At 74.5% G+C, this 23,550-nt stretch carries 17 protein-coding genes; 12 read left to right on the forward strand and 5 right to left on the reverse strand.

Annotation, left to right across the window (positions count from 1 at the left end; all coding sequences use genetic code 11):
- The first annotated feature begins 21 nt into the window (after positions 1 to 21).
- The 11 genes from lanKC to FXF68_RS34805 all read left to right on the forward strand — a co-directional run bounded on the left by lanKC (position 22) and on the right by FXF68_RS34805 (position 17,440).
- Positions 22 to 2,631, forward strand: coding sequence for a class III lanthionine synthetase LanKC (lanKC, locus tag FXF68_RS34755; protein ID WP_148766863.1), 2,610 nt, complete (start codon positions 22 to 24; stop codon positions 2,629 to 2,631).
- Complete coding sequence (locus FXF68_RS34760) at positions 2,622 to 2,909, forward strand: hypothetical protein (RefSeq protein WP_148766865.1); 288 nt, start codon at positions 2,622 to 2,624, stop codon at positions 2,907 to 2,909. The genes lanKC and FXF68_RS34760 overlap by 10 nt, the downstream gene beginning before the upstream one ends.
- Positions 2,906 to 3,874: an LLM class flavin-dependent oxidoreductase gene (locus FXF68_RS34765; RefSeq protein ID WP_148766867.1), complete on the forward strand. Its 969-nt coding sequence runs from the start codon at positions 2,906 to 2,908 to the stop codon at positions 3,872 to 3,874. The genes FXF68_RS34760 and FXF68_RS34765 overlap by 4 nt, the downstream gene beginning before the upstream one ends.
- A gap of 43 nt (positions 3,875 to 3,917) precedes the next feature.
- A complete protein-coding gene (locus FXF68_RS34770; protein WP_148766869.1) occupies positions 3,918 to 4,445 on the forward strand; it encodes a DUF488 domain-containing protein in 528 nt (175 codons plus the stop codon).
- A gap of 337 nt (positions 4,446 to 4,782) precedes the next feature.
- A complete protein-coding gene (locus FXF68_RS34775) occupies positions 4,783 to 5,922 on the forward strand; it encodes an MFS transporter (RefSeq protein ID WP_148766871.1) in 1,140 nt (379 codons plus the stop codon).
- A gap of 61 nt (positions 5,923 to 5,983) precedes the next feature.
- Positions 5,984 to 9,070 (forward strand): AfsR/SARP family transcriptional regulator, encoded by a 3,087-nt coding sequence (locus FXF68_RS44570; RefSeq protein ID WP_281292248.1) that lies wholly within the window; start codon positions 5,984 to 5,986, stop codon positions 9,068 to 9,070.
- Between the two features lie 437 nt (positions 9,071 to 9,507).
- A complete protein-coding gene (locus FXF68_RS44220) occupies positions 9,508 to 10,914 on the forward strand; it encodes a serine/threonine-protein kinase (RefSeq protein WP_187438258.1) in 1,407 nt (468 codons plus the stop codon).
- A gap of 164 nt (positions 10,915 to 11,078) precedes the next feature.
- Positions 11,079 to 12,818, forward strand: coding sequence for an ATP-binding protein (locus FXF68_RS34790; protein WP_148766873.1), 1,740 nt, complete (start codon positions 11,079 to 11,081; stop codon positions 12,816 to 12,818).
- Positions 12,819 to 12,834: 16 nt separating this feature from the next.
- Complete coding sequence (locus FXF68_RS34795; protein WP_148766875.1) at positions 12,835 to 14,010, forward strand: metallophosphoesterase family protein; 1,176 nt, start codon at positions 12,835 to 12,837, stop codon at positions 14,008 to 14,010.
- Positions 14,010 to 16,457 (forward strand): AAA family ATPase, encoded by a 2,448-nt coding sequence (locus tag FXF68_RS34800; protein ID WP_148766877.1) that lies wholly within the window; start codon positions 14,010 to 14,012, stop codon positions 16,455 to 16,457. Before FXF68_RS34795 ends, FXF68_RS34800 begins: the two co-directional genes overlap by 1 nt.
- Positions 16,457 to 17,440: a hypothetical protein gene (locus FXF68_RS34805; protein ID WP_148766879.1), complete on the forward strand. Its 984-nt coding sequence runs from the start codon at positions 16,457 to 16,459 to the stop codon at positions 17,438 to 17,440. The genes FXF68_RS34800 and FXF68_RS34805 overlap by 1 nt, the downstream gene beginning before the upstream one ends.
- Here FXF68_RS34805 and dacB read toward each other — a convergent pair.
- On the reverse strand, positions 17,431 to 18,948 hold the full coding sequence (dacB, locus tag FXF68_RS34810) for a D-alanyl-D-alanine carboxypeptidase/D-alanyl-D-alanine endopeptidase (RefSeq protein WP_148766881.1): 1,518 nt from the start codon (positions 18,946 to 18,948) through the stop codon (positions 17,431 to 17,433). The two genes, FXF68_RS34805 and dacB, sit on opposite strands and share 10 nt — an antisense overlap.
- Before the next feature lie 190 nt (positions 18,949 to 19,138).
- On the opposite strand from dacB, the gene FXF68_RS34815 reads away from it, so the two are divergent.
- The gene (locus FXF68_RS34815; RefSeq protein ID WP_148766883.1) at positions 19,139 to 20,011 is read left to right on the forward strand and encodes a universal stress protein; all 873 of its coding nucleotides are present in this window, start codon (positions 19,139 to 19,141) and stop codon (positions 20,009 to 20,011) included.
- 8 nt (positions 20,012 to 20,019) lie between these two features.
- Here the strand turns inward: FXF68_RS34815 and FXF68_RS34820 are convergent, their stop codons facing one another.
- From FXF68_RS34820 to FXF68_RS34835, 4 genes are all read right to left on the reverse strand, one after another.
- On the reverse strand, positions 20,020 to 20,619 hold the full coding sequence (locus tag FXF68_RS34820; RefSeq protein ID WP_222870221.1) for a TetR/AcrR family transcriptional regulator: 600 nt from the start codon (positions 20,617 to 20,619) through the stop codon (positions 20,020 to 20,022).
- Between the two features lie 93 nt (positions 20,620 to 20,712).
- Positions 20,713 to 21,735 (reverse strand): 4-hydroxy-2-oxovalerate aldolase, encoded by a 1,023-nt coding sequence (dmpG, locus tag FXF68_RS34825; protein WP_148766885.1) that lies wholly within the window; start codon positions 21,733 to 21,735, stop codon positions 20,713 to 20,715.
- Between the two features lie 50 nt (positions 21,736 to 21,785).
- Positions 21,786 to 22,736, reverse strand: coding sequence for an acetaldehyde dehydrogenase (acetylating) (locus FXF68_RS34830; RefSeq protein WP_148766887.1), 951 nt, complete (start codon positions 22,734 to 22,736; stop codon positions 21,786 to 21,788).
- Complete coding sequence (locus FXF68_RS34835; protein WP_148766889.1) at positions 22,733 to 23,530, reverse strand: 2-keto-4-pentenoate hydratase; 798 nt, start codon at positions 23,528 to 23,530, stop codon at positions 22,733 to 22,735. The genes FXF68_RS34830 and FXF68_RS34835 overlap by 4 nt, the downstream gene beginning before the upstream one ends.
- Positions 23,531 to 23,550: the final 20 nt, after the last annotated feature.

Here is a 23,550-nt window from a genome sequence, read left to right on the forward strand (position 1 = left end):
CCATCGCCCTTCGGAGGGGAAATGCCGACGGAACTGTTCCTCGCGGCGGACCCGTTGTTCGCCGACACCGTCGAGAACGTCGACGACGCCGACACGAGATTCCAGCCGCCCACGCCACCCGCGACGCCCGCCGCGTCCGGATGGGCGCGGATCGAGAAGGGCGGCTGGGTGCAGTTCGCCGAGAGGGGCGCCACCCTGCCCGACCAGGGCTGGAAGATTCATGTCTCCGCCACCCCGACCGACGCGGCCAAGGTCGTCGACACCGTCTGCGGCTACTGCTTCGAGCACGGGCTGAGTCTGAAATTCCTCCGCAGCAAGCGCATCATGGAGATCCTCAACGGTAAGGGCGCCGCGCGCGGATCGAGCGGAAAGCTGATCACCGTCTACCCGCCCGAGAACCGTCTCGAAGAAACCCTCAACGACCTTTCCGAACTGCTCAACGGCGTCGAAGGCCCGTACATTCTGAGCGACCTCCGATGGGACGCCGGGCCGCTGTACGTGCGCTATGGCGGGTTCAAGTCCCTCAGCTGCTTCTCCGGCGAAGGCGAGCACGTGCCCGCCATCCGCGACCCGGCCGGACGCCTCACCCCGGACTTCCGCGGTCCCGCCTTCAAGCCGCCGCCTTGGGCCCCTGTCCCTCCTTTCATCGAGGCGAGGATCAAGGCGCGGCGCCAGAAAGCGGCGAAGCCGTTCCCCTACCGGGTTGAGAAGGCGCTTCGCCTGTCGAATGCCGGGGGCGTCTACCGCGCGACGGAGTTGGAGTCCGGCCGTACCGTGGTGCTCCGCGAGGCGAGGCCGCATGCGGGCCTGGACGCCGCGGGCGACGACGCGGTGGCCCGCCTCCTCCGCGCGCGATCCGTCCTGGAACGGCTGGACGGCGTCGACTTCGTCCCCAAGGTCCTCGCCCACCGCATGCACTGGGAACACCATTTCCTCGTCGAGGAACTCGTGGAGGGCGAGAGCCTTCAGGAGGCTGTGGCCAAGCGGCACCCGCTGCGGGCCCCCGGGCACACGGCGGCGAGCCGGGCGGAGTACGCGCGCTGGGCGCTGCCCGTCCTGGAACGGGTCGAGTCGGCGTTGGCCGTCCTGCATGAAAGGGGGATCGTCTTCGGCGACCTCCAATTGGGCAACGTGATCGTCCGCCCGGACGGCCGGGTGTGCCTGGTCGACTTCGAGACGGCGCGCGAGATCGGCGACGGCTCCGCGCCCGGCCTGGCCACGCCGGGGTTCGCCGCGCCGTGGGCCCGGTCCGGGTTCGACCCGGACCACTACGCCCTGGACTGCCTTCGCCTGGTTCTCTTCCTGCCGGTCACCCAGCTCATCGGGCTCGACCCGGCCAAGGCCGGGGTCCTGGTGGGCGCCACCGAGCAACTGTTCCCGCTCCCGCCGGGGTTCGGACGCGGGCTGCGTGACCGCCTCGCCCCGCCTCCGGAGTGGACGCGGCGGACATCCCGGCATCGCGCCTGCGCCCGGCGGTCGGGCCTCGCCGCCCCGCCTTGGCCCGGCACGCCGGAGGCGCCGTCCTGGACGCCGGTCCTCGACGCCATGCGGGACGCGATCGTCTGCAGTGCGACGCCATGGCGCGACGACCGGCTCTTCCCTGGAGATCCTCGCCACTTCGACGGCCAGGGCGCGACGCTCGCCTTCGGCGCGGCGGGCGTCCTCCACGCGCTGCACGCCACCGGACGCACCGGCTACCCGGGCTTCGACGAGCACGTCGACTGGCTGGTCCGGGCGAGCGAACGCCTTGACGCACCGCGAGCGGGACTGTGCGACGGGCTGGCCGGAGTCGCGTGCGTCCTCGCCGAACTCGGCCGGGAGGACGAGGCGCTCGCCGCCCTGGACCGGCTCCGCCGCCTCGACCTGCGCGGAAGCGCGGCCGGGCTGTTCGGCGGCCTCGCCGGAATCGGCCTCGGCCTCCTTCGGCTCGGCGACACGCTCACCGGCGGCGGCCTGGACGACGACGAGGCGATCCGGATCGCCGACCGCCTGGCCCGCCTGGTCGCCGGAGACGCGGACGGCGTCGCCCCCGTCACCCGTCCCGGCCTCATGCACGGATGGTCGGGCATCGCGCTGCTCCTCATCCGCCTCGCCGCCGACCGCCCGCACTACCTCGACGCCGCCGCGACGGCGCTGGCCAGGGACATCGCCCACTGCGGCGTCCCGGCGGACGGCTGCCTCCAGGTGCGCGACGGGGCCGGATGGCGGCTGGACCTCACCGCCGGAGGCGCCGGAATCGCCGTCGCGCTCCGCGAATACCTCGCGCACCGCCCGGACGACGAGCACTACCGCCGCGTCCTCGACGCCGTCCACGCCGGGCTGCGGATGGACCTGGTGGCGTCCGCCGGGCTCCTCGACGGGCGCGCGGGAGTCCTAGCCGTCCTGGCGCGCGCGTGCGGGGGCGGCGATCCGGCGGTCGGCGCGCACCTGCGCCGCCTCGGCTGGCACGCCGTCCGTTTTCACCAGCACCTCGCGTTCCCGACGGACGACCTCGCCCGGCTGTCCATGGACCTCGGCACCGGGACGGCGGGCGTGCTCATCGCCGTCCACGGCGCGCTCGCCGACCGCGACCCGCTGGCCTGGCTCGGCGGGGCACCCGCCTCCGCGAAGGCGAGCGCGACGTGGGCCTGATCGTGTCCGCCGCGACCGGAGGGGCCCTCGCCGGGACGGCGCTCGCTCCCTTCGCCGCCGACAGGTTCCCGCTGCCGCGACTCGTCGCGGGCGCCACCGCGATCACGGGCTGCCTGGTGCTCGCGACGGCCGCCGCGAGCGACCGGATCGTCGCGACCGGGGTGCTGCTCGACCGGCTGTCCGGCGGCGCGAGCGTGCTGGTTTTCGCCGGGCTGCTCGGGGCCGTGGTCCTGCTGTCGGCCCGGTCCGGTGTCCGAGCGTCCGGAGGCGCCGCGTGACCGCCTACTCGATCATGATGCCGTTCGTGCCCGCGCGTCCGCACCAGATCCTGCCGTACGCCGCGCTCACGCAGTGGAGCGGCGCGCACCGCCTCTGGCAGGGGCAGGCGGACGTCAGCGACGCGCACCAGACGTTCGTGTTCGCCGCCGCGTCGGGCTTCCGCGTCCCGGTCGGGACGGGCGTGCTGCTCATGCCGAGCCGCCACCCGGCCGCCGCGGCGCAGCTCGCCCAGACGCTCGCCATGGCCGTGGGCCATCCGGTCGTCGCCGGGTACGGGCCGGGCGCCGCGTCCTACCAGCGCGCCCTGCTCGGCGCGCCGTACCGGAGCCCGCTGACCGCCACGCGCGAATACCTGACCATCATGCGCGGCCTCCTGGACGGGAAGGAGGTCGAGCACGCGGGCGAGTACTTCTCGTGCCATCTCGCCTTGCGGCCCGTCCCGAGCCCGCCGGTCGAGGTCGGCGTCGGCGTGCTCGGACCGGCCATGGCGCGCGTCGCGGGCGCGCTGGCCGACGTGGCGATCACCTTGCTGACGCCCGCCGACCACCTGCGGGAGGTGATCGTCCCGGCGCTGCGCGAGGGCGCGGAGGCGGCCGGACGCCCGGCGCCGCGCCTCGTGTCGGTCGTCCCCGCCGCCCTCGACGCGGACGGACGCGACCTGCCCGACGTGGTGGTCGCCGGGCATTCCCGCCATCTCCGCCTGCCGCACTACGCCGCGATGCTGCGCCGCTCCGGCGTCGACGTCGACACCGCCGACCCGCGCGCCGCGGCGACCGCGCTGCTCAAGGGCGGGGCGTTCGCCGGCGGCGGCCTCGCCGACGTCCGCGAGCGGCTCGGGGAGCACGCCGAGGCGGGCGCGGACGAGATCGTCCTGAACCTTTCCGGCGTCCACGTGCGCGACGGCGGGCCGGTGGCCCTGCGCGAACTCCACGCCATCCTCGAAGAGGTCACCGCGAGCCGCTGACCGGCACGGGTTCCGACGCGGCGAGTCCGGGGAGCATGGGGGCGTGGAGGCGTTGGTGACGTTCGGGCATGGGGTCGCCGGGCGGGAGGAGATTGTCCGGCTGCTCGACGGCGCCGGAGTGCGGGACGTGGTCGACGTCCGCACCGCGCCGGGTAGCCGCCGCAACCCGGACGTCATGCGCGGCGCCCTGGAGGAATGGCTCCCCGCCGCCGGAATCGGCTACCGCTGGGACAAGCGGCTCGGCGGATTCCGGAAGCCCGCGCCCGACGCCCCCGACACCTTCTGGCGAAACGACGCGTTCCGCGGCTACGCGGGACACATGCGCACCCCCGGGTTCCTGGCGGCCATGGACGACCTCCTCCCCGCCGCCGAGCGCACCCGCACGGCCGTGATGTGCAGCGAGTCGGTGTGGTGGCGCTGCCACCGGCGGCTCATCGCGGACTTCGCGGTGCTGGCGCGCGGGCGGGACGTCCTGCACCTGGCCCATGACGGCCGCCTGGCCGAGCACCCGCCGACGCCGGGCGCGCGGCTGCGGGACGACGGCCTGCTCGTCTACGACGCGGAGCCGTGACGCGAACGCCCGGCGGGAGGGCGGCCCGGTGTCGGGCAGGTGAATGGGAGATCGGCGCACGGGGGCGGAAAAGGGAATTACGACGTTCCACCGCAGCGGGCATTCACCCGGGCGAGTGGGATTCGAGACGATTCCCGGGCTGATCAGTTATGGTGGTTTCGGGTGGTCGGTTCGACACTGTCTGTGATACCTTGTGAGCCACGTGTCACCAGGTTTCGAGGATAAGGGATTCGGGGAATTCGCAGTGGAGAAACCTCTTTCCGTGGCGGGGGCCCCGGCTGCGGAATCCGCTGAATTCGAGGATCCGTCCTACCCCTGGGTATTCGCTCTCTTCGGGGTGACCCTCGGCATGTGGGTCGGCCTCCTCGCGGCCGCGCAGGTCCTGCTGCCCAGTCAGATCGAGGCGATCGACCCGTCCGACAAAGTGTGGCTCATGGGCGCGGTGACCACCTCGGGCGCGATCGCGGCCGTGCTCGCCGCGCCCGTCATGGGCGCCCTTTCCGACCGCACGAGATGGGGCTTCGGGAAACGACGCTGCTGGGTGCTCGGCGGCATCGCCTGCTGCGCCGCGGCCCTTCTCGCGATGTCCCGGCAATCGTCGGTGGTCGTCGTCGGAATCTGCTGGACGGTCGTGCACGGCGGCGTCGGCGGAATTCACGCCGTATTGTGCGCCATCATCCCCGACAAGGTGCCGGTGCACCGCCGTGGCACGGTGTTCGCAATTCTCGGATTCGCCCAGCCGCTCGGCCTGGTGCTGGGCACGCTGCTCGTCTCCGGGCTCTCCGTCCGCGTGGGGTACCCGGTCGTCGCCGCCTTGGTCGTGGTGCTCGCGCTGCCGTACGCGCTGATCGGACGGGACGTCCCCGCCTCCGCCGAGCCCACCCCGGTCGGCCGCTGGCTGCCCGACCCGTCCGCCCTCGGCAGGGATTTCGGCTGGGCGTGGGCCGGCCGGTTCGCCGCCCAGTTCGCGACCTCGCTCGCGACCATCTATCTGCTCTACTTTCTCCGTGACGAGATCAAGGTGGGCGATCCGGCCAACGGCGTGGCCGTGCTCAGCCTCCTTTACACGGCGGGGATCGTCACGGTGAGCCTGGTGGTCGGCCGGATCTCGGACCGGGCCGAGAAGCGCAAGGTGTTCGTCATTCTCGCCGCCGTCCTGATGGCCGGGGCGCTCACCGGAATGGCGCTCGTCCCGACCTGGCCGATGGCCGTCGCGGCGGCGACCGCGCTCGGCGCCGGGTACGGGGCCTACCTCGCCGTCGACCAGGCCCTCGCCACCCAGTTGCTGCGCAGCAAAGGCGACCGCGGCAAGGATCTCGGAACCATGAACATGTCCACCAGCGCCGCCGTCGCCATCGCCCCGGTCGTCGCCGCGGAAAGCGTCGCGTACGGTGGATATCCGATGCTGTTCCTCCTCGCGGCGGGCATGGCCGTGTTGGGCGGATTCCTGGTCCAGCCGATCAAATCGGTCCGTTGACGGCATACGTCGTAATGGCTCCTGATCGACGTTCGGCGGAGGTGTCGCGGGTGTGGCGGGTGTGAGCGCAGAGGGTGTGTCCTTCCGGGTCCTGGGCCCGCTGTCGGTCGGGGTCGACGGCGCCGAGGTGGCGCCGCCGCGCTCGCCCGTCCTGCAGGGGCTGCTCGGCGTGCTGCTCATCGGGCGGGGCGAGCCGCTGTCCGCCGACCGGCTCGCCGAGCTGGTGTGGGCCGACCGGGCGTGGGAGACGAGCCGCCAGTCCGTCCACGTGGGCGTGTCGCGGCTGCGGAAATGGCTCGCGTCGCTCGACGCCGGCCGCCCCGACCGCACCGAGATCAGCTACCGCGACGGATACCTGTTCCACCACGCCGCCGACCGCTCCGACCTCGGCCGGTTCCGCGCCCTCACCGAGGAGGCGGGCTCGCTGACCGAGCCCGCGCGGCGGTACCGGGCGCTGTCGTCGGCGTTCGCCGAGCGGAAGGGCCCGCTGCTCGCCGGGCTGCCGCGCATCGACCGCGACGACCCGCTCGTCCGCGGCCTGGAGGAGGAGATCCGTCGCGCCGGGATGGACCTCGCCGCCGCGGCCCTGGCGGCGGGCTCGCCCGACGGCGCGGTCGCCGCCGTCACCGCGCTGACCGAGGAGTTCCCGTTCGACGAGCCGCTGCACGCCGCCCTCATGGACCTGCTCGCGGCGGGCGGGCGGCGCGCCGAGGCCCTGCGCGTCTACCGGCGGCTCGGCGAGCGGCTGGACGCCGAACTGGGCGTCGAGCCGAGCGAGCGGGCGCGGCGCGCGCACATGCGGGCGCTGTCCGCCGACCAGGCCGAGCCGGATGAGAGCGGCGAGCCGGGCCCGGCGGCCGAGCCGCCCGCGCCGCCGCCCGCGCAGCTCCCGCCCGACATCCCCGACTTCACCGGCCGCACTATCGAGGTCGCGGAGCTGGCCGAGCGGCTCATCGGCGGCGTCGGGACGGGCCGCCACCGCTCCGTCGCCGTCGCCACCGTCGCCGGGATGGGCGGCGTCGGCAAGACCACGGTCGCCGTCCACGTCGCCCACCAGATCGCGAACTTCTTCCCCGACGGGCAGCTCTACGCGAACCTGCACGGCGACTCGGCGAGCCCCGCCGAGCCGGGGGAGGTGCTCGGCCGGTTCCTGCGCACGCTCGGCATGCCGGGCACGGGCATCCCGCCGTCCCTGGACGAGCGCGTCGCGCTGTACCGCAGCCGCCTCGCCGGGCGGCGGATCCTCGTCGTCCTCGACAACGCCGCGCGGGAGAGCCAGGTCCGGCCGCTGCTGCCCGGCACGCCGGACGCGGCGGTGCTCGTCACCAGCCGCAACGCCCTCCTCGGCCTGGAGGGCGCGAAGCCGCTCGAACTGGACGTCCTGCCGTCCACCCAGGCGGTCGAGCTGATCACGAGCATCGTGGGGGAGCAGCGCGTCGCCGCAGAACCGGGCGTCGCGGTGGAGATCGCCCGGCTGTGCGGGCACGTGCCGCTCGCGGTGCGGATCGCGGCGGCCCGGCTGCTCGGCCGCGGCCACTGGACGCTGTCGCACCTCGCCGACATCCTCCGCGAGGAGCGCCGCCGCCTGGACGAGCTGGTCGCGGGCGACCTGGAGGTCAGGGCCGGGTTCGCGATGAGCTACCGGCTGCTGCCCGCGCCGGCGCAGCGCGCGTTCCGGATGACCGGCCTGCTCGACGCGCCCGACTTCGCCGGCTGGACGGTCGCCGCCCTCCTCGACGTCCCCGAGCTCGACGCGCGCCGCCAGCTCGAGACCCTCGTGGACGCCCACCTCGTCACCGTCGCGGGCGTGGACGAGACCGGCGAGATCAGGTACCGGCTGCACGACCTCCTCCGGCTGTACGCCCGCGAGCTGGCCGAACGCGACGACACCGAGGCCGAGCGCACCGCCGCCCTGCGGCGCGCCCTCGGCGGCTGGCTGGCGCTCGCCGAACAGGCCGCCGAGCACGTCCCCGGGCCGTGCTACGCGCTGATGCACGGCCCGGCCGAGCGGTGGACGCCGCCCGGCGGCGGGCGACCGCCCGCCGACCCGATGGCCTGGTTCGCCGCCGAGCGCGCCGCCCTCGTCGCCGCCGTCGGGCAGGCCGTCGACCTGGGCCTCGCCGACCACGCCTGGGACCTCGCCGCCTCGATGGAGCGGTACTGCGACGTCCGCGCCCTGTACGACGACTGGCGGCGCATGCACGAGCGGGCCCTCGGCCTGTGCGAGCGGACGGGGAACCGGCGCGGCGAGGCCGTCCTGCTGCGCGGCCTGCTCGAAGTCATCACCTGGACGTCGCCCGCCGGGCCCGGCCCGGCGATGACGCGCATGCGCACCATGGCCGCCCGCCTCCTCGACCTGTTCACCGAGCTGGACGACCCCGTCGGGATGGCGGACGCGATGGTCGCGATGGTCTGGGGCCGGGTCGCCGACGGCGCGGAACGCGAGGCGTTCGACCTCGCCGAGCGGGCGCTGCGCGTCGCGCGCGACGCGGGCTACGAGAGCGGGCAGGCGCGGGCCCTGCACGTGACGGCCGTCGTCCACGGCGAGGGCAACCCGCGGCCCGCGCGTGAATGCCTGGAGCGGGCGCTCGTCATCGCCGAGCGGGTCGGGAACCCGCGTTTCATCGCGACGATCGTGCAGTTCCTCGGCGCGGCGCGGGCGCTGTGCGGCGACTTCGTGGGCGGCCGCGCGCTGCTCGACGAGTCCGTCGCGATGGCGCGGCGCCTCGACGACCGCTACCTGGAGACGTTCTCCCTCCTCTACCTGTCCAAGCTGTTCGTCGCGACCGGCGACGAGCGGGCCAGGCCGACCCTCGACCTCGCGCTCGCCTACAGCCAGGCGGGGAACTTCCGGCACCACCTCGCGGACGCGCTCGGCGTCCTCGGCGAGCTGAACCTGGCGGAGGGCGACCTGCCGGGCGCGGTCGCGTCCCTCGAACGGTCGGTGCAGGTGTGGCGCACCCGCGGCTGGATCCCGTTCCTCGCCCGCGCGCTGCGGACGCTCGGCGACGCCTACTCCGCCGGCGGCGAGCACGATGCCGCCCGCGCGTCCTGGACGGAGGCACGCGAGCTGTTCCAGCGGATCGACGACGCGGAGGGCGGTTCCTCCGTCGAGGAGCGGCTGCGTTCGCGGGACATGATCGGCTGACTCTCCGCGCGTTCCGGTTAGCGATCGGTAAGGACCCTCTCGTTAGTGTCCGACGAAGACGCGCGGGAACGAGGCGCGGCAGGAGGGAAACGGCACGGGGGCCGCCGATCCGGCGGGCCGGTGACCGCCCTCCGGCGAGAGGTTCCTCGGTGGCACGGGTGCCCACCGAGGCTCCGGTGACGTCGGGATCACCTCGTCCGGTGCGAGGCCGCGCAGCACGTCCGCCCTCCCGGGGGTGCTGCGCCTCCCGGCCTCCCCGTCCCCGCGCAGGTGCGGCGCGCACACCTCGCGAGGCTCGAAACGGGGGACTTCACGCATAGCGACGTGTCGATTGCACGTGCCGTGCCCGGGTGGGAGTCTGCTCCCGTGGCCGGGGACCGTCCCGCCGCGTCCTCGCATGCTCCCTGCCGCCGACACGCCACAGGACGACCGAATCGATGACCCCACAGAACCCTCCGGGCTGGTGCGCCGGGTCCGGCGTCCGACCGCTCGAACCCGGCGACCCCGAGTCCGTCGGGACGCACCGCCTCCTCGGCCGGCTCGGCGAGGGCGGCATGGGCGTGGTGTACCTGGGGCTCGCCCCGTCCGGACGGAAGGTCGCCGTCAAGGTGATCCGCCGCGAGCTGGCCCGCGACCCCGCGTTCCGGGCGCGGTTCGCCACCGAGGTCGAGAACGCGCGGCGCGTCGCGTCGTTCTGCACCGCGCGGGTGCTCGACCACGGCGCGGCGGACGGCGCGCCGTACCTGGTCACCGAGTACATCGACGGGCCGTCCCTCACCGACTACATCAAGGCGCACGGCGGCTTCCCGCCCGGCGCGCTGCGCAGCCTCGCGGTCGGCGTGGCGACCGCGCTGACCGCGATCCACGCCGTCCGGCTTGTGCACCGCGACCTCAAGCTGCGCAACGTGCTGCTCGCCTCCGACGGGCCCCGCGTGATCGACTTCGGCATCGCCCGCGCCCTGGACTCCGCGGACCACCACACCCAGACGGGCGCCGTCATCGGCAGCCCCGGCTACGTCGCCCCGGAGCAGGCGTTCGAGGGACGGGTCGGCACCGCCGTCGACGTCTTCGCCTGGGGGACGCTCGTCGCGTACGCGGCGACCGGGCGCAACCCGTTCGGCACCGGGACGATGCCCGTCCTCGCCGCCCGCGCGCAGCAGGCCATGCACGACCTGACCGGCGTGCCGCCGGACCTCCTGCCGATGGTCCGGGCGGCGCTCGACCCCGACCCGTCCCGGCGCCCGGCCGCGGAGGAGCTGCTCGCCCGGCTGGTGGGCGAGCAGGCCCCGGAGGAGGCGGCCACCGACATCATCCACAGCGAGTGGCGTCCCGGCCCGCCGAACCAGCCGCCTGCCGGCCACCCGCCGGGCGGGACGGGGACGGCGACGGGGCCGTCCACGTCCCGGACGGTGCCGCCGCGCTCCGCCGCGCGCCGGACGCTGGTCGCGGCCGGGGCGACCGCGCTGGTCCTCCTCGGGACGACGGGCGTCGTCTACGCCCTCGGCCGGAGGTCCGGCGACAGCCCGGCGGAGGGGGCGGGGCCGCCCGCGTCGGCGAAGCCCACGGTGACGGTCACGCGGACGCCCGCGAAGCAGTGGCGCGAGGTCGGCGGCCTGGACCGCATGACGGCCGAGTGCGCGGCGCGCGGCTACAAGGAGACGTCCCTCTACACCGAGGGCGGACGCAAATGGTGGTGCCAGGACACCGGCGGCGGCCTGCACCGCATCGACCTGGCGGAGTCCTGCCGGTGGCACTTTCCGCGCTTCGACAAGGTGCGCCTGCGCCAGCGCCCCGACCCGGGCCCGCTGTACGAGGTCCACTGGTTCTGCGAAGCCCTCGTCTGACCGCCCGTCCGGCCGTCCGGAGACACGAGGGCGATACGAAGCGGAGTCGTGCGGTAGCGTGACGGGCTCGTCAGAGGGATCGGTGCGGGTTCCCCCGAGATTGTCCGCGTGTGCGGTTACCCTGCCGTGAACTGGTGGTCCGCGGGTGATTCGGGTGGGGATGCATGGCCGACGAGGCGTCGGGACAGGTCGTCGGACGGGTGCTCGGGACGCAGTCGGCGACGCCGCTGTCGTTCTGGGTGGGGCTTGAGCCCGGCACCGTCGTCCAGCTGGACGAGGTGATCGCCGCCCGCCGGGACGTGCCCGGACGCGGCGAGGTGCTGATCGCCGGGGTCGTCACGAACGTCGAGGCCCGGCACGAGGGCGCCGCCTACGACTCCGACGTCTTCCTGATCGCCGAGGGCGTGCTGCCCGCCGCGGTGGTGGAGGCGGCCGAGGTCACGGTCACCCGGGTCGAGCCGGAGGTGTACGTCCCGCCGCTGCCCGGCTCGACCGCCGTCCGCGCGGGGGAGCGCGAGCGGGAACGGGCGCTGTACTTCGACGTGATGGAGCGGCGCGTCCCGGTCGGGCTCGGACGCGACGGCGAGCCGATCCACGTGAACATGGACTTCCTCGACGGCACGCGCGGCGCGCACGTCTCCATCTCCGGGATCTCCGGGGTCGCGACCAAGACGTCCTTCGCCACGTTCCTGCTCTACTCGATCTTCAACTCGGGCGCGCTCGGCGCCGAGGCGCACAACACCAAGGCGCTGATCTTCTCGGTGAAGGGCGAGGACCTGCTCTTCCTCGACCACGCCAACAAGCGGCTGGACGCGGGCGCCCGCGAGGCGTACCGGCGGCTCGGCCTGGAGCCGAAGCCGTTCGGCAGCGTCCACGTGTACGCGCCGCCGCGGCCGGGCGACCCGAACGGCACGCCGCACGTGTCCGCCCGCACCCAGGACGTCAGCCCCTTCTACTGGACCCTCGCCGAATTCTGCAGGAACGAGCTGCTGAGCTTCGTCTTCGCCGACGCCGAGGACGAGCGGGCCCAGTACACGATGCTGATCGGGCAGGTCGCGGCGCGGCTCGCCCGCACGGCCGAGCCCGTCGGCGACGCGGTGCGGCTGCGCGCCACCGACGACGCCGAGCCGGTGATCTGCCGCACCTACGACGACCTCGTGCGGTTCGTGGAGGAGACGCTCACCGACGAGGACGCCCGCCGCGCGTGGGGCGCGCAGCTCATGGGGCTCGGCACCGTCAACGCGTTTCTTCGCAGGCTGCGGTCGTCGGTGCGGGCGCTGTCGCCGATCGTCCGGGGCGACCTGTCGGCGAAGGCGACGATCGCGACGGAGTCGCAGGTCACCGTCGTCGACCTGCACAACCTGCCGGAGCGGGCGCAGCGGTTCGTCGTCGGCGTGGTGCTGCGCGGCGAGTTCGCGCTGAAGGAGAGCACGGGCAGCGCCCGGCCGCTGCTGTTCGTCGTCCTGGACGAGCTGAACAAGTACGCGCCCCGCGAGGGCGGCTCCCCGATCAAGGAGATCCTGCTGGACGTGGCCGAGCGCGGCCGGTCGCTCGGCGTGATCCTGATCGGCGCGCAGCAGACGGCGTCGGAGGTGGAGCGCCGGATCGTCGCGAACTGCGCGGTCCGGGTCGCGGGACGGCTGGACGCGGCGGAGGCGTCCCGCGGCGAGTACGGCTGGCTGCCGCCCGCCGCGCGGGCCCGCGCCACGATCGCCAAGCCGGGGACGATGTTCGTCGGGCAGCCTGAGATCCCGGTGCCGCTGGCGGTGGAGTTCCCGTTCCCGGCGTGGGCGACCCGTCCCGCCGAGGCGGCGCCGCCGCCCGCCGCGCGGTCCGGGCCGGGACGCGCCGACCCCTTCGAGGGCCTGGGTGCCGGCGCCGACGAGGAAGTGCCGCCGTTCTGACGCACGGGGAGCGGAGATGAAGTTCCTGCACACCGCCGACTGGCACGTCGGCAAGGTGCTCCGGGGCCGGTCGCGGTTCGAGGAGCACGCGAAGGTGCTGGACGAGCTGGTCGGCGTCGCCCGGGAGGAGGACGTCGACGCGGTCGTCGTCGCGGGCGACGTGTTCGACGGCGCCGTCCCGACGCCGCCCTCGCAGGCCCTGGTGATGCGGACGCTGATGGCCCTCCGGGAGGACGGCCGCGAGGTCGTCGTCCTCGCCGGGAACCACGACGACCCGCGCCTGCTGGACGACGTGTACCGGCCGGTGCTCGGGCGGCTCGGCGTCCACGTCGTCGGCAGGTTCCGGCGGCCGGACGACGGCGGCGTCCTGTCGTGGACGTCCCGGTCCGGCGAGCCGGTCAGGCTCGCGGCGATGCCGTTCCTGTCGCAGCGGTACGTCGTCCGCGCGATCGAGGCGCTCACCGGCACGCCCGACCAGCACAACCGCGACTACGCCGACCGGTTCGCGCGGCTCGCGGACGCGCTCACCGCCGGGTTCGGGGCCGACACCGTGAACCTCGTCGCGGCGCACGGCACGCTGCCCGGCGGGCGGCTCGGCGGCGGCGAGCGCGAGGCGCAGACGATCTTCTCCTACTACTTCGAGTCGGCGGCGTTCCCACCGTCCGCGCACTACGCGGCGCTCGGCCACCTGCACCGGCGGCAGCGCATGCCCGGCCCGTGCCCCATCTGGTACAGCGGCTCCCCGATCGCGGTCGACTTCGGGGAGGAGCAGAACACGCCGGGCGTCCTCGTCGTGGACGCCTCGCCGGGACGTCCGGCCGAGGTGCGGGAGGTGGCACTGCGGAGCGCCCGTGTCCTGCGCACGGTGACCGGCACGCTCGACGAGCTGGCCGCGAAGCGGGACGATCTCGCGGGCGCCTGGCTGCGCGTCGTGGTCGCGGAGCGGCCGCGCGCCGGGCTGGCCGACGACGTCCGGGAGATCCTCCCGGACGCGCTGACCGTCGACGTCGACGAGGCGTTCCGGCCCGCCGCCGCGCGCCGCCCGGCGGCGCTGACCGGCGGCGGGTCCCCGACGCCGCGGAAGCTGTTCCGCGCCTACCTGGAGCACAAGGGCCACGAGGACGAACGGGTCGTGGCCCTGTTCGACCGGCTCTACGACGAGCTCGACGGGCCCGGGGGAGGGGACGCCTGATGCGCCCGCTGTGCGTGCACATGGACGACTTCTGCAGTTACCGGACGCCCACCTCGGTTGACCTGCACGACGTCGACTACTTCGTCCTCGTCGGCCCGACCGGCTCGGGGAAGAGCACGGTCATCGATGCGATCTGCTTCGCGTTGTACGGGTCGGTGCCGCGCTGGGGCAAGGAGAACGTGATCAAGCTGGCGCTGGCGCCGTCCGCGAACGCGGGGCGGGTGGCGTTGGTGTTCGAGTCGGCGGGCCGCCGGTACGGGGTCGTCCGGGCGCTGGTCCGCAACAGCCGGGGCACGGTGACGACCAAGACGGCGCGGCTGGACGAGCTGGACCCGTCCGTCGACCCGGCGGACGGCATCGAGGCGATGCTCGAAGCCCAGGTCCGGTCGGTGGCCGAGGGCGAGGGGGTGACCGCCGCCGTCGAGAAGGTCACCGGGTTGGAGTTCAGGTACTTCACCCAGTGCGTCGTCCTGCCGCAGGGGCGGTTCGCCGACTTCCTCCAGGCCGAGCCGAGGAAGCGGCAGGACCTGCTCGTCCAGCTCCTGGACGTCGGCATGTTCGAGACGATCATGAAGCGGGCGGGCGAGGAGGCGAGGGCGGCCGAGGCCCGCGCCGGCGCCGCCCAGGCCAGGCTGGACGAGCTGGACGGCGCCGACGAGGCCGCCGAGGACGCGGCCGTCCGCCGCCTGGAGGAGGTGCGGGCCCTCGAAGACCGGGTCCGCTCGGCCCTGGACGACCTCCAGCGGACGGACGCCGAGATCCGCGAACGCGAGACCGAGGCCAAGCACGCCCGCGACCTGGTCGCCGCGCTGACCGCGCTCGCCATGCCCGCGGACGTCCCGACCCTCGCGGACGAGCTGAGATCCGCCACCGACGAAGCGGAGCGCCTCAAGCAGGAGGTGGCGCGCCACGAGCAGGCGGAGGGCGGGGCGCGCGAACGGCTCGACGCCCTCGGCGACAAGACGGCCCTCACCCTGGCCGCCACGGCGCACCGCGAGCACGCCCGCCTGGCCGCCGAGATCGAGACCGCCCGCGCCGACGCCGAGCGGGCCCGCCGGGAGACGGACGCCGCGGAAGAGAAGATGTCCGCCGCCCGCGCCGAACTCGATGAGGCGGAGCACGAGCGGCAGCGCGTCCGGGACGCGCACACCGCCGCCGACCTGGCCCAACGGCTGTCCGCCGGGGAGCCGTGCCCGGTATGCCTGCGCGAGGTCGCCGAACCGCCCGAGCACCACGCGCCGCCCGCCCTCGGCGCCGCCGACCGCGACGTCACGGCCCGGAAACGAGCCCTCGACGAGGCGCAGGCCGAACACCGGAACCTGGAACGCGGGCTGTCCAGGCTCGAAGCGGACCTCGACGGCCTCGGGCGGCAGCTCACCGCCCAGGCCGGGCACATCGAGGCCCACCCGGACGCGGGCGACGTCCGCCGCCGCCTCGACGCCATCGCCGAAGCCGAAACCGCGGCCGCGAAAGCGCACCGCGACCTCCGCGCCGCCCGCGACGAGCTGACCAAGGCCGAGCAGCGCCGCGCCAAGCTGGACGACAAGGCCGCCAAGGCGATCGCGAGACTGGACGCGGCCCGGGACACGGTGGTCGCGCTCGGCGCGCCGCCGCTCGACCGGTCCGACCCGCACGCCGCCTGGACGGCCCTCCTCGCCTGGCGCGACCAGGAGACCGGCCGCCGCGAGCAGGCCGCCGAGGAGCTGGAGAACGACCTGAACGCCCTCCGAGGGATGCGCGACGGTCAGCGCGGCTCGCTCGCCGAAGAGCTGGCCGCCCATGACGTCGCAGCGCCCGCGTCCGCCTCCGTCGAGGGCGTCCGCGAGGCCGTGCTGGACGCCCGGAGCCGGGCAGAACACCGGCTCACCCGCATCCGGGAGGACCGGCGGCTCGCCGGGAAGCTCACCGAGGAGATCCGCCGCCACGAGCGTGCCGCCGCCGTCGCGCACGACCTGGCCCGGCACCTGCGCGCGAACAACTTCGAGAACTGGCTGTGCGGCGAGGCGCTCGCCGTGCTGGTCGAGACCGCGTCGGAGACGCTGCGGGAGCTGTCCGGCGGGCAGTTCGAGTTCGTCCTCGACGACCGGAACGCGATCGAGGTGGCCGACCACACCGAGGCGGGGCTGCGGCGCAGCGTGCGGACGCTGTCCGGCGGCGAGACGTTCCAGGCGTCCCTCGCGCTGGCGCTCGCGCTGTCGGACCAGGTCGCCCGGTTCGGCGGCGGCGCGGCCCGCAGCCTCGACTCGATCTTCCTGGACGAGGGCTTCGGCACCCTCGACCCGGTGACCCTCGACATGGTCGCGACGACGCTGGAGCGGCTCACGGCCAACGGCGACCGCATGGTGGGGATCGTCACGCACGTCCCGGCGCTCGCCGAGCGCGTGCCCGCCCGGTTCGACGTGTCGCGCGACAACACCGGCTCGCACCTCACGAAGAAGGCGGTCTGATGGGACGGCCGAGCACGGCGCCGCGGGCCGCCATCACCGTCGACCCCTGGGATCCGGGGTACGCCACCTCGCTGACCGCCGAGGCGCTCGGCGAGCTGGACGCCGGGTCGCGCCGCCAGCTCGACCTCGGCGTGGAACTGCCCGCCGACCGGTGGCGGCCGATCACCCCGGCGGCGGCCGGGCTCCCGCCGGGCGGGTTGATCGTCGCGGACGGGGTGCGCCGCGTCGAGGCCCGGGTGTGGGTCGACGACCCGGACGGCGGCATGCCCGCCCCCGGCATCGCCGCGTCCTGCGCAGCCGGGCTCGTCCGCTGCCGTCCGGGGCGCCCGGCGGAACTGGCCGAGGTGGACGTGCGCCGGTCGCTGTTCACGCCGTCCCCGCACGCCGCCGACGTCGTGACCTGGGCGGGCACCTACCAGGCGGAGAAGGCGCAGGGCGGCACCGCCGAGCAGCTCTCACTCGCGTTGCAGCGGCGGCTCACCGACGTGGAGGTCGGACTCGCCACCCGGTACCGGACGGAGTCCGGCCACGACGACGACCTCCTCATCGTCGACGGCCCGCTGCGCGGACGCGCCCACCTGCCGCGCACGGTCGGCTATGTCAAGACCCACCACGCGGCCTACCTGACGGGTGCGCAGGCGTCCGTCCTCGGGGCGCTGCGGCCGGGGCAGCGGACGCCCGTGTTCCTGATGACGACGAGCTGGGCGCGGCACTCCTGGTACCTGCGGCTGCCGACCCCGTCGGACGCGCCGTGGGCGGGCGTCGCCCGCTGCGAGGCGGCCCCCGACCTGCCCCGCAAGGCGGTCGCGGAGCTGGCCGACCAGAGCGCGGCGATCATCCCGGCGCTGGCGGGCGTCGACTACAAGGACCCGCGCGCGCCGCAGAACCTCGTCCCCATCGGCGGGCTGGAGAAGGTGCTCCGGCACCGGCTCGGCGACGCGGGCCTGCTGTACCGGGCGCTGCGCACGGTCGCTCAGGGCTGAAGGCCGCGCGTCCAGGTCGGTTCGAGGCGGCCGCCGTCCGCCGGGGCCGGGCCGCGCAGGCGGGCCGCCGTACGGTCTCCGGTGGCGAGCCGGACGGCGATCGCGTCCTCGATGTCCTTGGGCGCGCCGCCGGAGTAGCCGTTGAACACGATCGAGAAGACCAGCTTGCGGCCGTCCGGGTCCGTGACGTAGCCGGACAGGGCGGTGACGCCGGTCAGCGTCCCCGTCTTGGCGTGCACGTTCCCCGCCGCGGCCGTGCCCCGCATGCGGTTCGCGAGCGTCCCGCCGACGAGCGGATCGGGCTGCCCCGCGACCGGCAGCGCCGCGTACCAGGCGGGGAACCACGGCTGCCGCCGCGCGTTCCGCAGCAGGGCGCCGAGCTGCGCGGCGGTCGTGCGGTTGGAGCGGCCGAGGCCGGAGCCGTCCGTCATCGTGATCCGGGACGTGTCGACGCCGAGCCGGGCGAGATGGGCGCGGATCGCGGGCAGCCCCGCCGCCCACGTCCCCTCGCCGCGCGCCTTCCGGCCGATCGCCTTGACGAGCGTCTCGGCGATGACGTTGTTGCTGAGCTTCAGGAACGGCGTCGCGAGCCGGGACAGCGGCATGGACGTCCGGGACGCGACGGTCTTCGCGCCCGGCGGCGTCCGGCCGCGCTCGGTCGCGCCCGCCACGCGGACGCCGTGCGCCCTGAGCGCGCGGCGGAACACGTCCGCCGCGTACAGCGTCGGCCGCTCGACCGTCCGCAGGACGGCCGTCTCCGCCGCGTCCGCCGGATGCGAACCGTTGACCACGATCGTGTCGGACCCGTTGTCCCTGTTCACCGCGAGCGTGGACGCCGACCCTGCCGCCCCCGTGGTCGCCCTGTTGTCGATCTTCACGACGCCGGTCGCGGGGGCGAGCCCCACCTCGACCGGCTCGCCCGGACGGGTCGCGGCGACCGAGACCTGGACCGAGCCCGCGTCGAAGTCGTCGTTCGGCGATACCGTCAGCGCGGACGTCCGCCCCGCGTAGGCGTACTGGAGGTCGCCCGGCTCCCAGCCGCCGGGGACGCGCTCGGCGTCGAACCAGGTGTCGTCCGCGACGAGGTCGCCCCTGACCGTCTTCACGCCCGACGCGGCGACGGCGGCGGCGAGCCGGTCGTACTCGGCCGCGCGCATCGTCGTGTCGCCGGTGCCCTTCAGGTACAGGTTCCGGCCCTTGACGCTCACGGTCGTCCGGAACCGGTACCCGGCGCCGAGGATCCCGAAGGCGGCGGCCGAGGTCTGGAGCTTGTTGTTCGAGGCGGGCATGACCCGCTGCCCGCCGTTCCGGTCGTAGAGGACGCGCCCCGTTCCGGCCTCGCCGACGACGACGTCGACGGCCGCGCCGGACAGCCGCCCGTCTTTGAGGATCGCGTCGAGGTCGGCGGCGAGGCCGCTGTTCGGGGCGGCGTTCGCGGGGAGCGCGGCGGCGCCGCCGACGACCATGCTTCCGCCCAGCAGGACGCCGAGCCCGACGCTCTTGATCATGACTCCCGAGTTTACGGATCGGGGGCCGGGTATCAAGGGGACTTGACCTTTCCATCACCTTCCCTTGCCCTGGGCGGCCGTCTCGCGTAACAGGAGTGCCGTACGAGTTGAGATGGCACGTTCCCAGGGACCTTCGTCCTCTTCTGGAGTGGACCGGATGCGCGCAGACTGGCAGGAGGAGGGCAGGCATATGGACCGCGGAGGAAGGACCCGAAAACCGAGCGTCCTGTTCGGCTTCGACGGGACGCCCGAGAACGACGTCGCGCTGCGCTGGGCCGTCGACGAGGCCCGCCGGCGCGACCTCGACCTTGAGCTGTGCCACTGCTGGCACTGGCCCTACGCGAGCGCGCACGTCGACCGCGACGCCGAGACGATCAGGCGGCGGGCGGGCGAGAACCTGCTGGAGCGCGGCGTCGCGCGGGCCCGGGAGCTCGGCGCGCCCGCGGTGCGGCGGCGGCTGATGCGCGGGCCCGCGGCGGCGGCGCTGCTGGACGCGTCCCGCGCCGCCGAGCTGGTCGTGATCGGCGCGCACGAGCGGCTGCACCCCGGCGCGACCGCCCTGGAGGTGCCCGCGCGGGCGGACCGGCCGGTGGTCGTCGTCCGGGAGGCGACCGGCGGGCCGGGGCCCGTCGTCGCCGGAGTGGACGGGACGTCCCGCTGCGACCCCGCGCTCGGCTTCGCGTTCGAGGAGGCCGCGCTGCGCGACCGGGACCTGCACGTCGTGTACGGATGCTGGGAGCCCGGCGCCGTCCTGGACGCGGAGCTGGCGCTGTTCAGCGACCGGGAGCTGCTGGAGAAGACGCGCGCCGCCGAACTGGAGGACGCCGTCGCGCCGTGGCGGGACCGGTGGCCGAAGGTCGAGGTGACCGTGTCGCTGCTGCTGGAACGCCCGTGCGAGGCGCTCCAGGACGCGGTGGCGGGCGCGGCGCTGCTCGTCCTCGGCGACCGCGGGACGGGCACCGACCCGCTCGGCGCGACCAGCACCAGGATGCTGCGGCTCGCGCCGTGCCCGGTCGCGATCGTCCCCGGCAGGCTCGGCGGCCCCGGCGGCGGCCCCGGCTGACGCGGCGGCTACGGTTCCGCGACGAGGGCGGCGGTCGCGGCGAGCGCCGGCTCGGCGGGCCGGTCCGGGTCGAGGATCAGCTGCAGCATCAGGCCGTCCAGCATCGCCGTGCACAGCATCGCGGTGCCCTCCCGGCGCTCGGCGGGCCAGTCCGGGCAGGTCTCGGCGAGCCGCGCGGCGACGCGGCCCTGGACGGCGCGCGTCCAGTCCCGCCGCTCGGCGCCCATCCGCGGGTCGCGCAGCGCCCTGACCAGCAGCTCCGCGGCGAGCCTGAGGTTGCGCTCGGCCGCCGCTGCCGGGATCTGGGCGCGCACCGCCGCCACCGCGGACGCCGTGTCCGGGGCGGCGAGCAGCGCGTCCAGCACCGGGTCGGCGATCATCTCGGTGGCGCGCCGCGCGACCGCCACGTGCAGGCCGGGGAGCCCGTTGAAGTAGTGGTGGAGCAGGCCGGGCCGGATGCGGGCCCGGTCCGCCACGGCCCGCGCGGTGATCGCGGGCCAGCCGCCCTCGGCGAGCAGGTCGAGGCCGATCCGGATCAGCTGTTCGCGGCGCTCGCGTCCGCGAGGAGTCGACGCGGCATGTCGGCCGGCCGGATCCTCGGGGGTCATACCGCCCAAGCTATCCCAACGGTTGCACCGTGCAAAGATCGTTGAGCGGCCGCCCGGCGGTGCCGGACGGCCGCCCGTCGCTTCCGCCGAAGGTCAGGAGGCGCGCTCGCGCTCGGCCGCGAGCTGCAGCGCCACGTCGATGATCATGTCTTCCTGGCCGCCGACGTACCCGGCCTCGCCGACCTTCTGCAGGATCTCGTGCGCCGGGACGCCGTAGCGCTCCGCCGCCCGCTCCGCGTGCAGCAGGAAGCTGGAGTACACGCCCGCGTACCCCTGCGTGATCGCGCCCCGGTCGGCGAACGGCAGCCGGTGCAGGAACGGCTTCACGACGTCGTCCGCCGCGGCGAGGGCGCCCTGCACGTCCACGCCGGTCGGGACGCCGAGCCGCTCGAACGTCGCGACCAGCACCTCGGTGGGGGAGTTGCCCGCGCCCGCGCCGAGCGCGCACAGCGCCCCGTCGATCTGCCGGGCCCCGTTCTGCTGCGCAAGGACGGAGTTCGCCACGCCGAGCGACAGGTTCTGGTGCCCGTGGAACCCGACCTGCGCCTCGTGCCCGATCTCCTTGACCAGCGCGCTGATCCGCTCCTGCGCGTCGCCGAGGACGAGCGCGCCCGCCGAGTCGACGACGTAGACGCACTGGGCGCCGCCGTCCACCATGATCCGGGCCTGCTTCGCCAGCTCGTCCGGGCCGATCCGGTGCGACAGCATCAGGAAGCCGACCGTCTCCATGCCGAGGTCGCGGGCCGCCGCGAAGTGCTGCAGCGACACGTCCGCCTCGGTGCAGTGCGTCGCGATCCGCGCGACGGACGCGCCCGCGTCGTGCGCGAGCCTCAGGTCCTCGACGGTGCCGAGCCCCGGCAGCAGCAGGACGGCGATCTTCGCCCGGGTCGCCTCGTCCACGGCGGCGGCGACCAGCTTGACGTCGTCCTCCAGCGAGAAGCCGTAGTTGAAGGACGACCCGCCGAGCCCGTCGCCGTGCGTGACCTCGATGACCTCGACCCCGGCGGCGTCCAGCGCGTGCACGACCCCGCGGACCTGCTCCTCGGTGAAGCGGTGCGCCATCGCGTGGCTGCCGTCCCGCAGAGTCGAGTCGGTGATCCTGATCTTCTCGGTCATGCTTGCTCCCTGCGGGGGGACGACCCCCCGCACCCCCCGGTTCGCTTCGCTCATTTCGTGGTCGCCTTCCTGCGCGCGAGCTGCTCGCCGACACGAGCGGCGGCCGCGGTCATGATGTCGAGGTTCCCGGCCCACGGCGGCAGGTGGTCGCCGTTGCCGCGGACCTCAAGGAACACCGCGACGCGGGCCATGCCGTTCCAGATGTCGCGGGGCTCGTCGAACTGCGGCTCCGCGCGCAGCGAGTAGCCGGGGACGTAGGTCTGCACCTCGGCGACCATCTTCTCGATCGACGCCGCCACGGCCTTCGTGTCGGTGTCCTCCGGGATGGCGCAGAACACCGTGTCCCGCATGATCATCGGGGGCGTGACCGGGTTCAGGATGATGATCGCCTTGCCGCGTCCGGCGCCGCCGACCCGCTCGATCGCGCGGGCCGTCGTCTGCGTGAACTCGTCGATGTTCGCGCGGGTGCCGGGCCCCGCCGAGCGGGACGCGATCGACGCGACGATCTCCGCGTACGGCACCGGGACCACCGACGACACGGCGTGCACGATCGGGATCGTCGCCTGCCCGCCGCACGTGATCATGTTGAGGTTCGGGGCGTCGGACAGCGTGTCCAGGTTCACCGGCGGGCACACGAGCGGGCCCGTCGCGGCGGGTGTCAGGTCGATCGCCGTGATCCCCGCCTCCGCGTAGCGGGGCGCGTTGGCGAGGTGCGCCTTCGCGGACGTCGCCTCGAACACGAGGTCGGGCTTCGTCGGCTGGGCCAGCAGCCAGTCCACCCCCTCCGCCGACGCCGGGACGCCCATCTTCCGGGCGCGCTCCAGCCCGTCCGACTCCGGCACCACCCCGACCATCGAGTGGACCTCGATCAGCTCGCTGCGCGTCAGCTTGACCAGCAGGTCGGTGCCGATGTTCCCGGGGCCGACGATCGCGGCCGTCAGCTTGCGTCGTGCTCCCTGCGAGGGGGCGACCCCCCGCGCCCCCCGGGTCGCTTCGCTCATGAGTGCTCCCCCTTCCCGAACCTGGCGGTCACCGTGCCGATGCCGCCGAACGTCGCCGTGATCGTGTCACCGGGCGCGACCGGGACGGCCGCCGTGATCGACCCGGGCAGCACCACGTGCCCGGCCTCCAGCGACACCCCGCGCTCGCCGAGCACGTTCGCCAGCCACACCAGCGCGTTGATCGGCGAGCCGAGCACCGCGCCGCCCGCGCCGGTGTCGATCAGGTCGCCGCCGCGGCGCAGCAGGCACCCCATCAGCGACAGGTCCAGGCCGTCCAGCCGGACCGGGCGGGTGCCGAGCACGACCCCGCCGCTGGACGCGTTGTCCGCGATCGTGTCCGGCAGCGTGATCTTCCAGTCCGCGACGCGGGAGTCGATGACCTCCAGCGCGGGCAGCACGTACTCGACGGCGGCGACCGCGTCGGCGGCGGTGGCGCCGGGCCCGGCGAGCGGGCGGCCGAGCACGAACGCGATCTCCGGCTCGATCCGCGGCTGCAGGAACCGGCCGGTGGGGATCGGGGCGCTGTCCTGGAAGAACATCGTGTCCAGCAGGACGCCGAAGTCCGGCTGGTCGACGCCCATCTGGCGCTGCATCGCGGCCGAGGTCAGCCCGACCTTGTGGCCCTTGATCCGCGCGCCCGCCGCCGTCCACGCCTCGACCTGCGCCTGCTGGACCGCGTAGGCGTCGGCCACCGTCATGTCCGGATGGCCCGCCGTCAGCGGCGCCACCGGGGTGCGCGTCGCGTAGGCGTCGAGCAGCGCGGCCGCGGCCTTCTCCACCGAACCCGGATCCATGGGGCCGTCCTTATCGTCGT

Source organism: Actinomadura decatromicini (assembly GCF_008121305.1).
Classification (GTDB): domain Bacteria; phylum Actinomycetota; class Actinomycetes; order Streptosporangiales; family Streptosporangiaceae; genus Spirillospora; species Spirillospora syzygii.

Coding starts and splice junctions, on each gene's coding strand:
- lanKC (WP_148766863.1), top strand. CDS start 22: ATGCCGACGGAACTGTTCCTCGCGGCGGACCCGTTGTTCGCCGACACC.
- FXF68_RS44220 (WP_187438258.1), top strand. CDS start 9,508: ATGACCCCACAGAACCCTCCGGGCTGGTGCGCCGGGTCCGGCGTCCGA.
- FXF68_RS34790 (WP_148766873.1), top strand. CDS start 11,079: ATGGCCGACGAGGCGTCGGGACAGGTCGTCGGACGGGTGCTCGGGACG.
- FXF68_RS34795 (WP_148766875.1), top strand. CDS start 12,835: ATGAAGTTCCTGCACACCGCCGACTGGCACGTCGGCAAGGTGCTCCGG.
- FXF68_RS34800 (WP_148766877.1), top strand. CDS start 14,010: ATGCGCCCGCTGTGCGTGCACATGGACGACTTCTGCAGTTACCGGACG.
- FXF68_RS34805 (WP_148766879.1), top strand. CDS start 16,457: ATGGGACGGCCGAGCACGGCGCCGCGGGCCGCCATCACCGTCGACCCC.
- dacB (WP_148766881.1), bottom strand. CDS start 18,948: ATGATCAAGAGCGTCGGGCTCGGCGTCCTGCTGGGCGGAAGCATGGTC.
- FXF68_RS34815 (WP_148766883.1), top strand. CDS start 19,139: ATGGACCGCGGAGGAAGGACCCGAAAACCGAGCGTCCTGTTCGGCTTC.
- FXF68_RS34820 (WP_222870221.1), bottom strand. CDS start 20,619: ATGACCCCCGAGGATCCGGCCGGCCGACATGCCGCGTCGACTCCTCGC.
- dmpG (WP_148766885.1), bottom strand. CDS start 21,735: ATGACCGAGAAGATCAGGATCACCGACTCGACTCTGCGGGACGGCAGC.
- FXF68_RS34830 (WP_148766887.1), bottom strand. CDS start 22,736: ATGAGCGAAGCGACCCGGGGGGCGCGGGGGGTCGCCCCCTCGCAGGGA.
- FXF68_RS34835 (WP_148766889.1), bottom strand. CDS start 23,530: ATGGATCCGGGTTCGGTGGAGAAGGCCGCGGCCGCGCTGCTCGACGCC.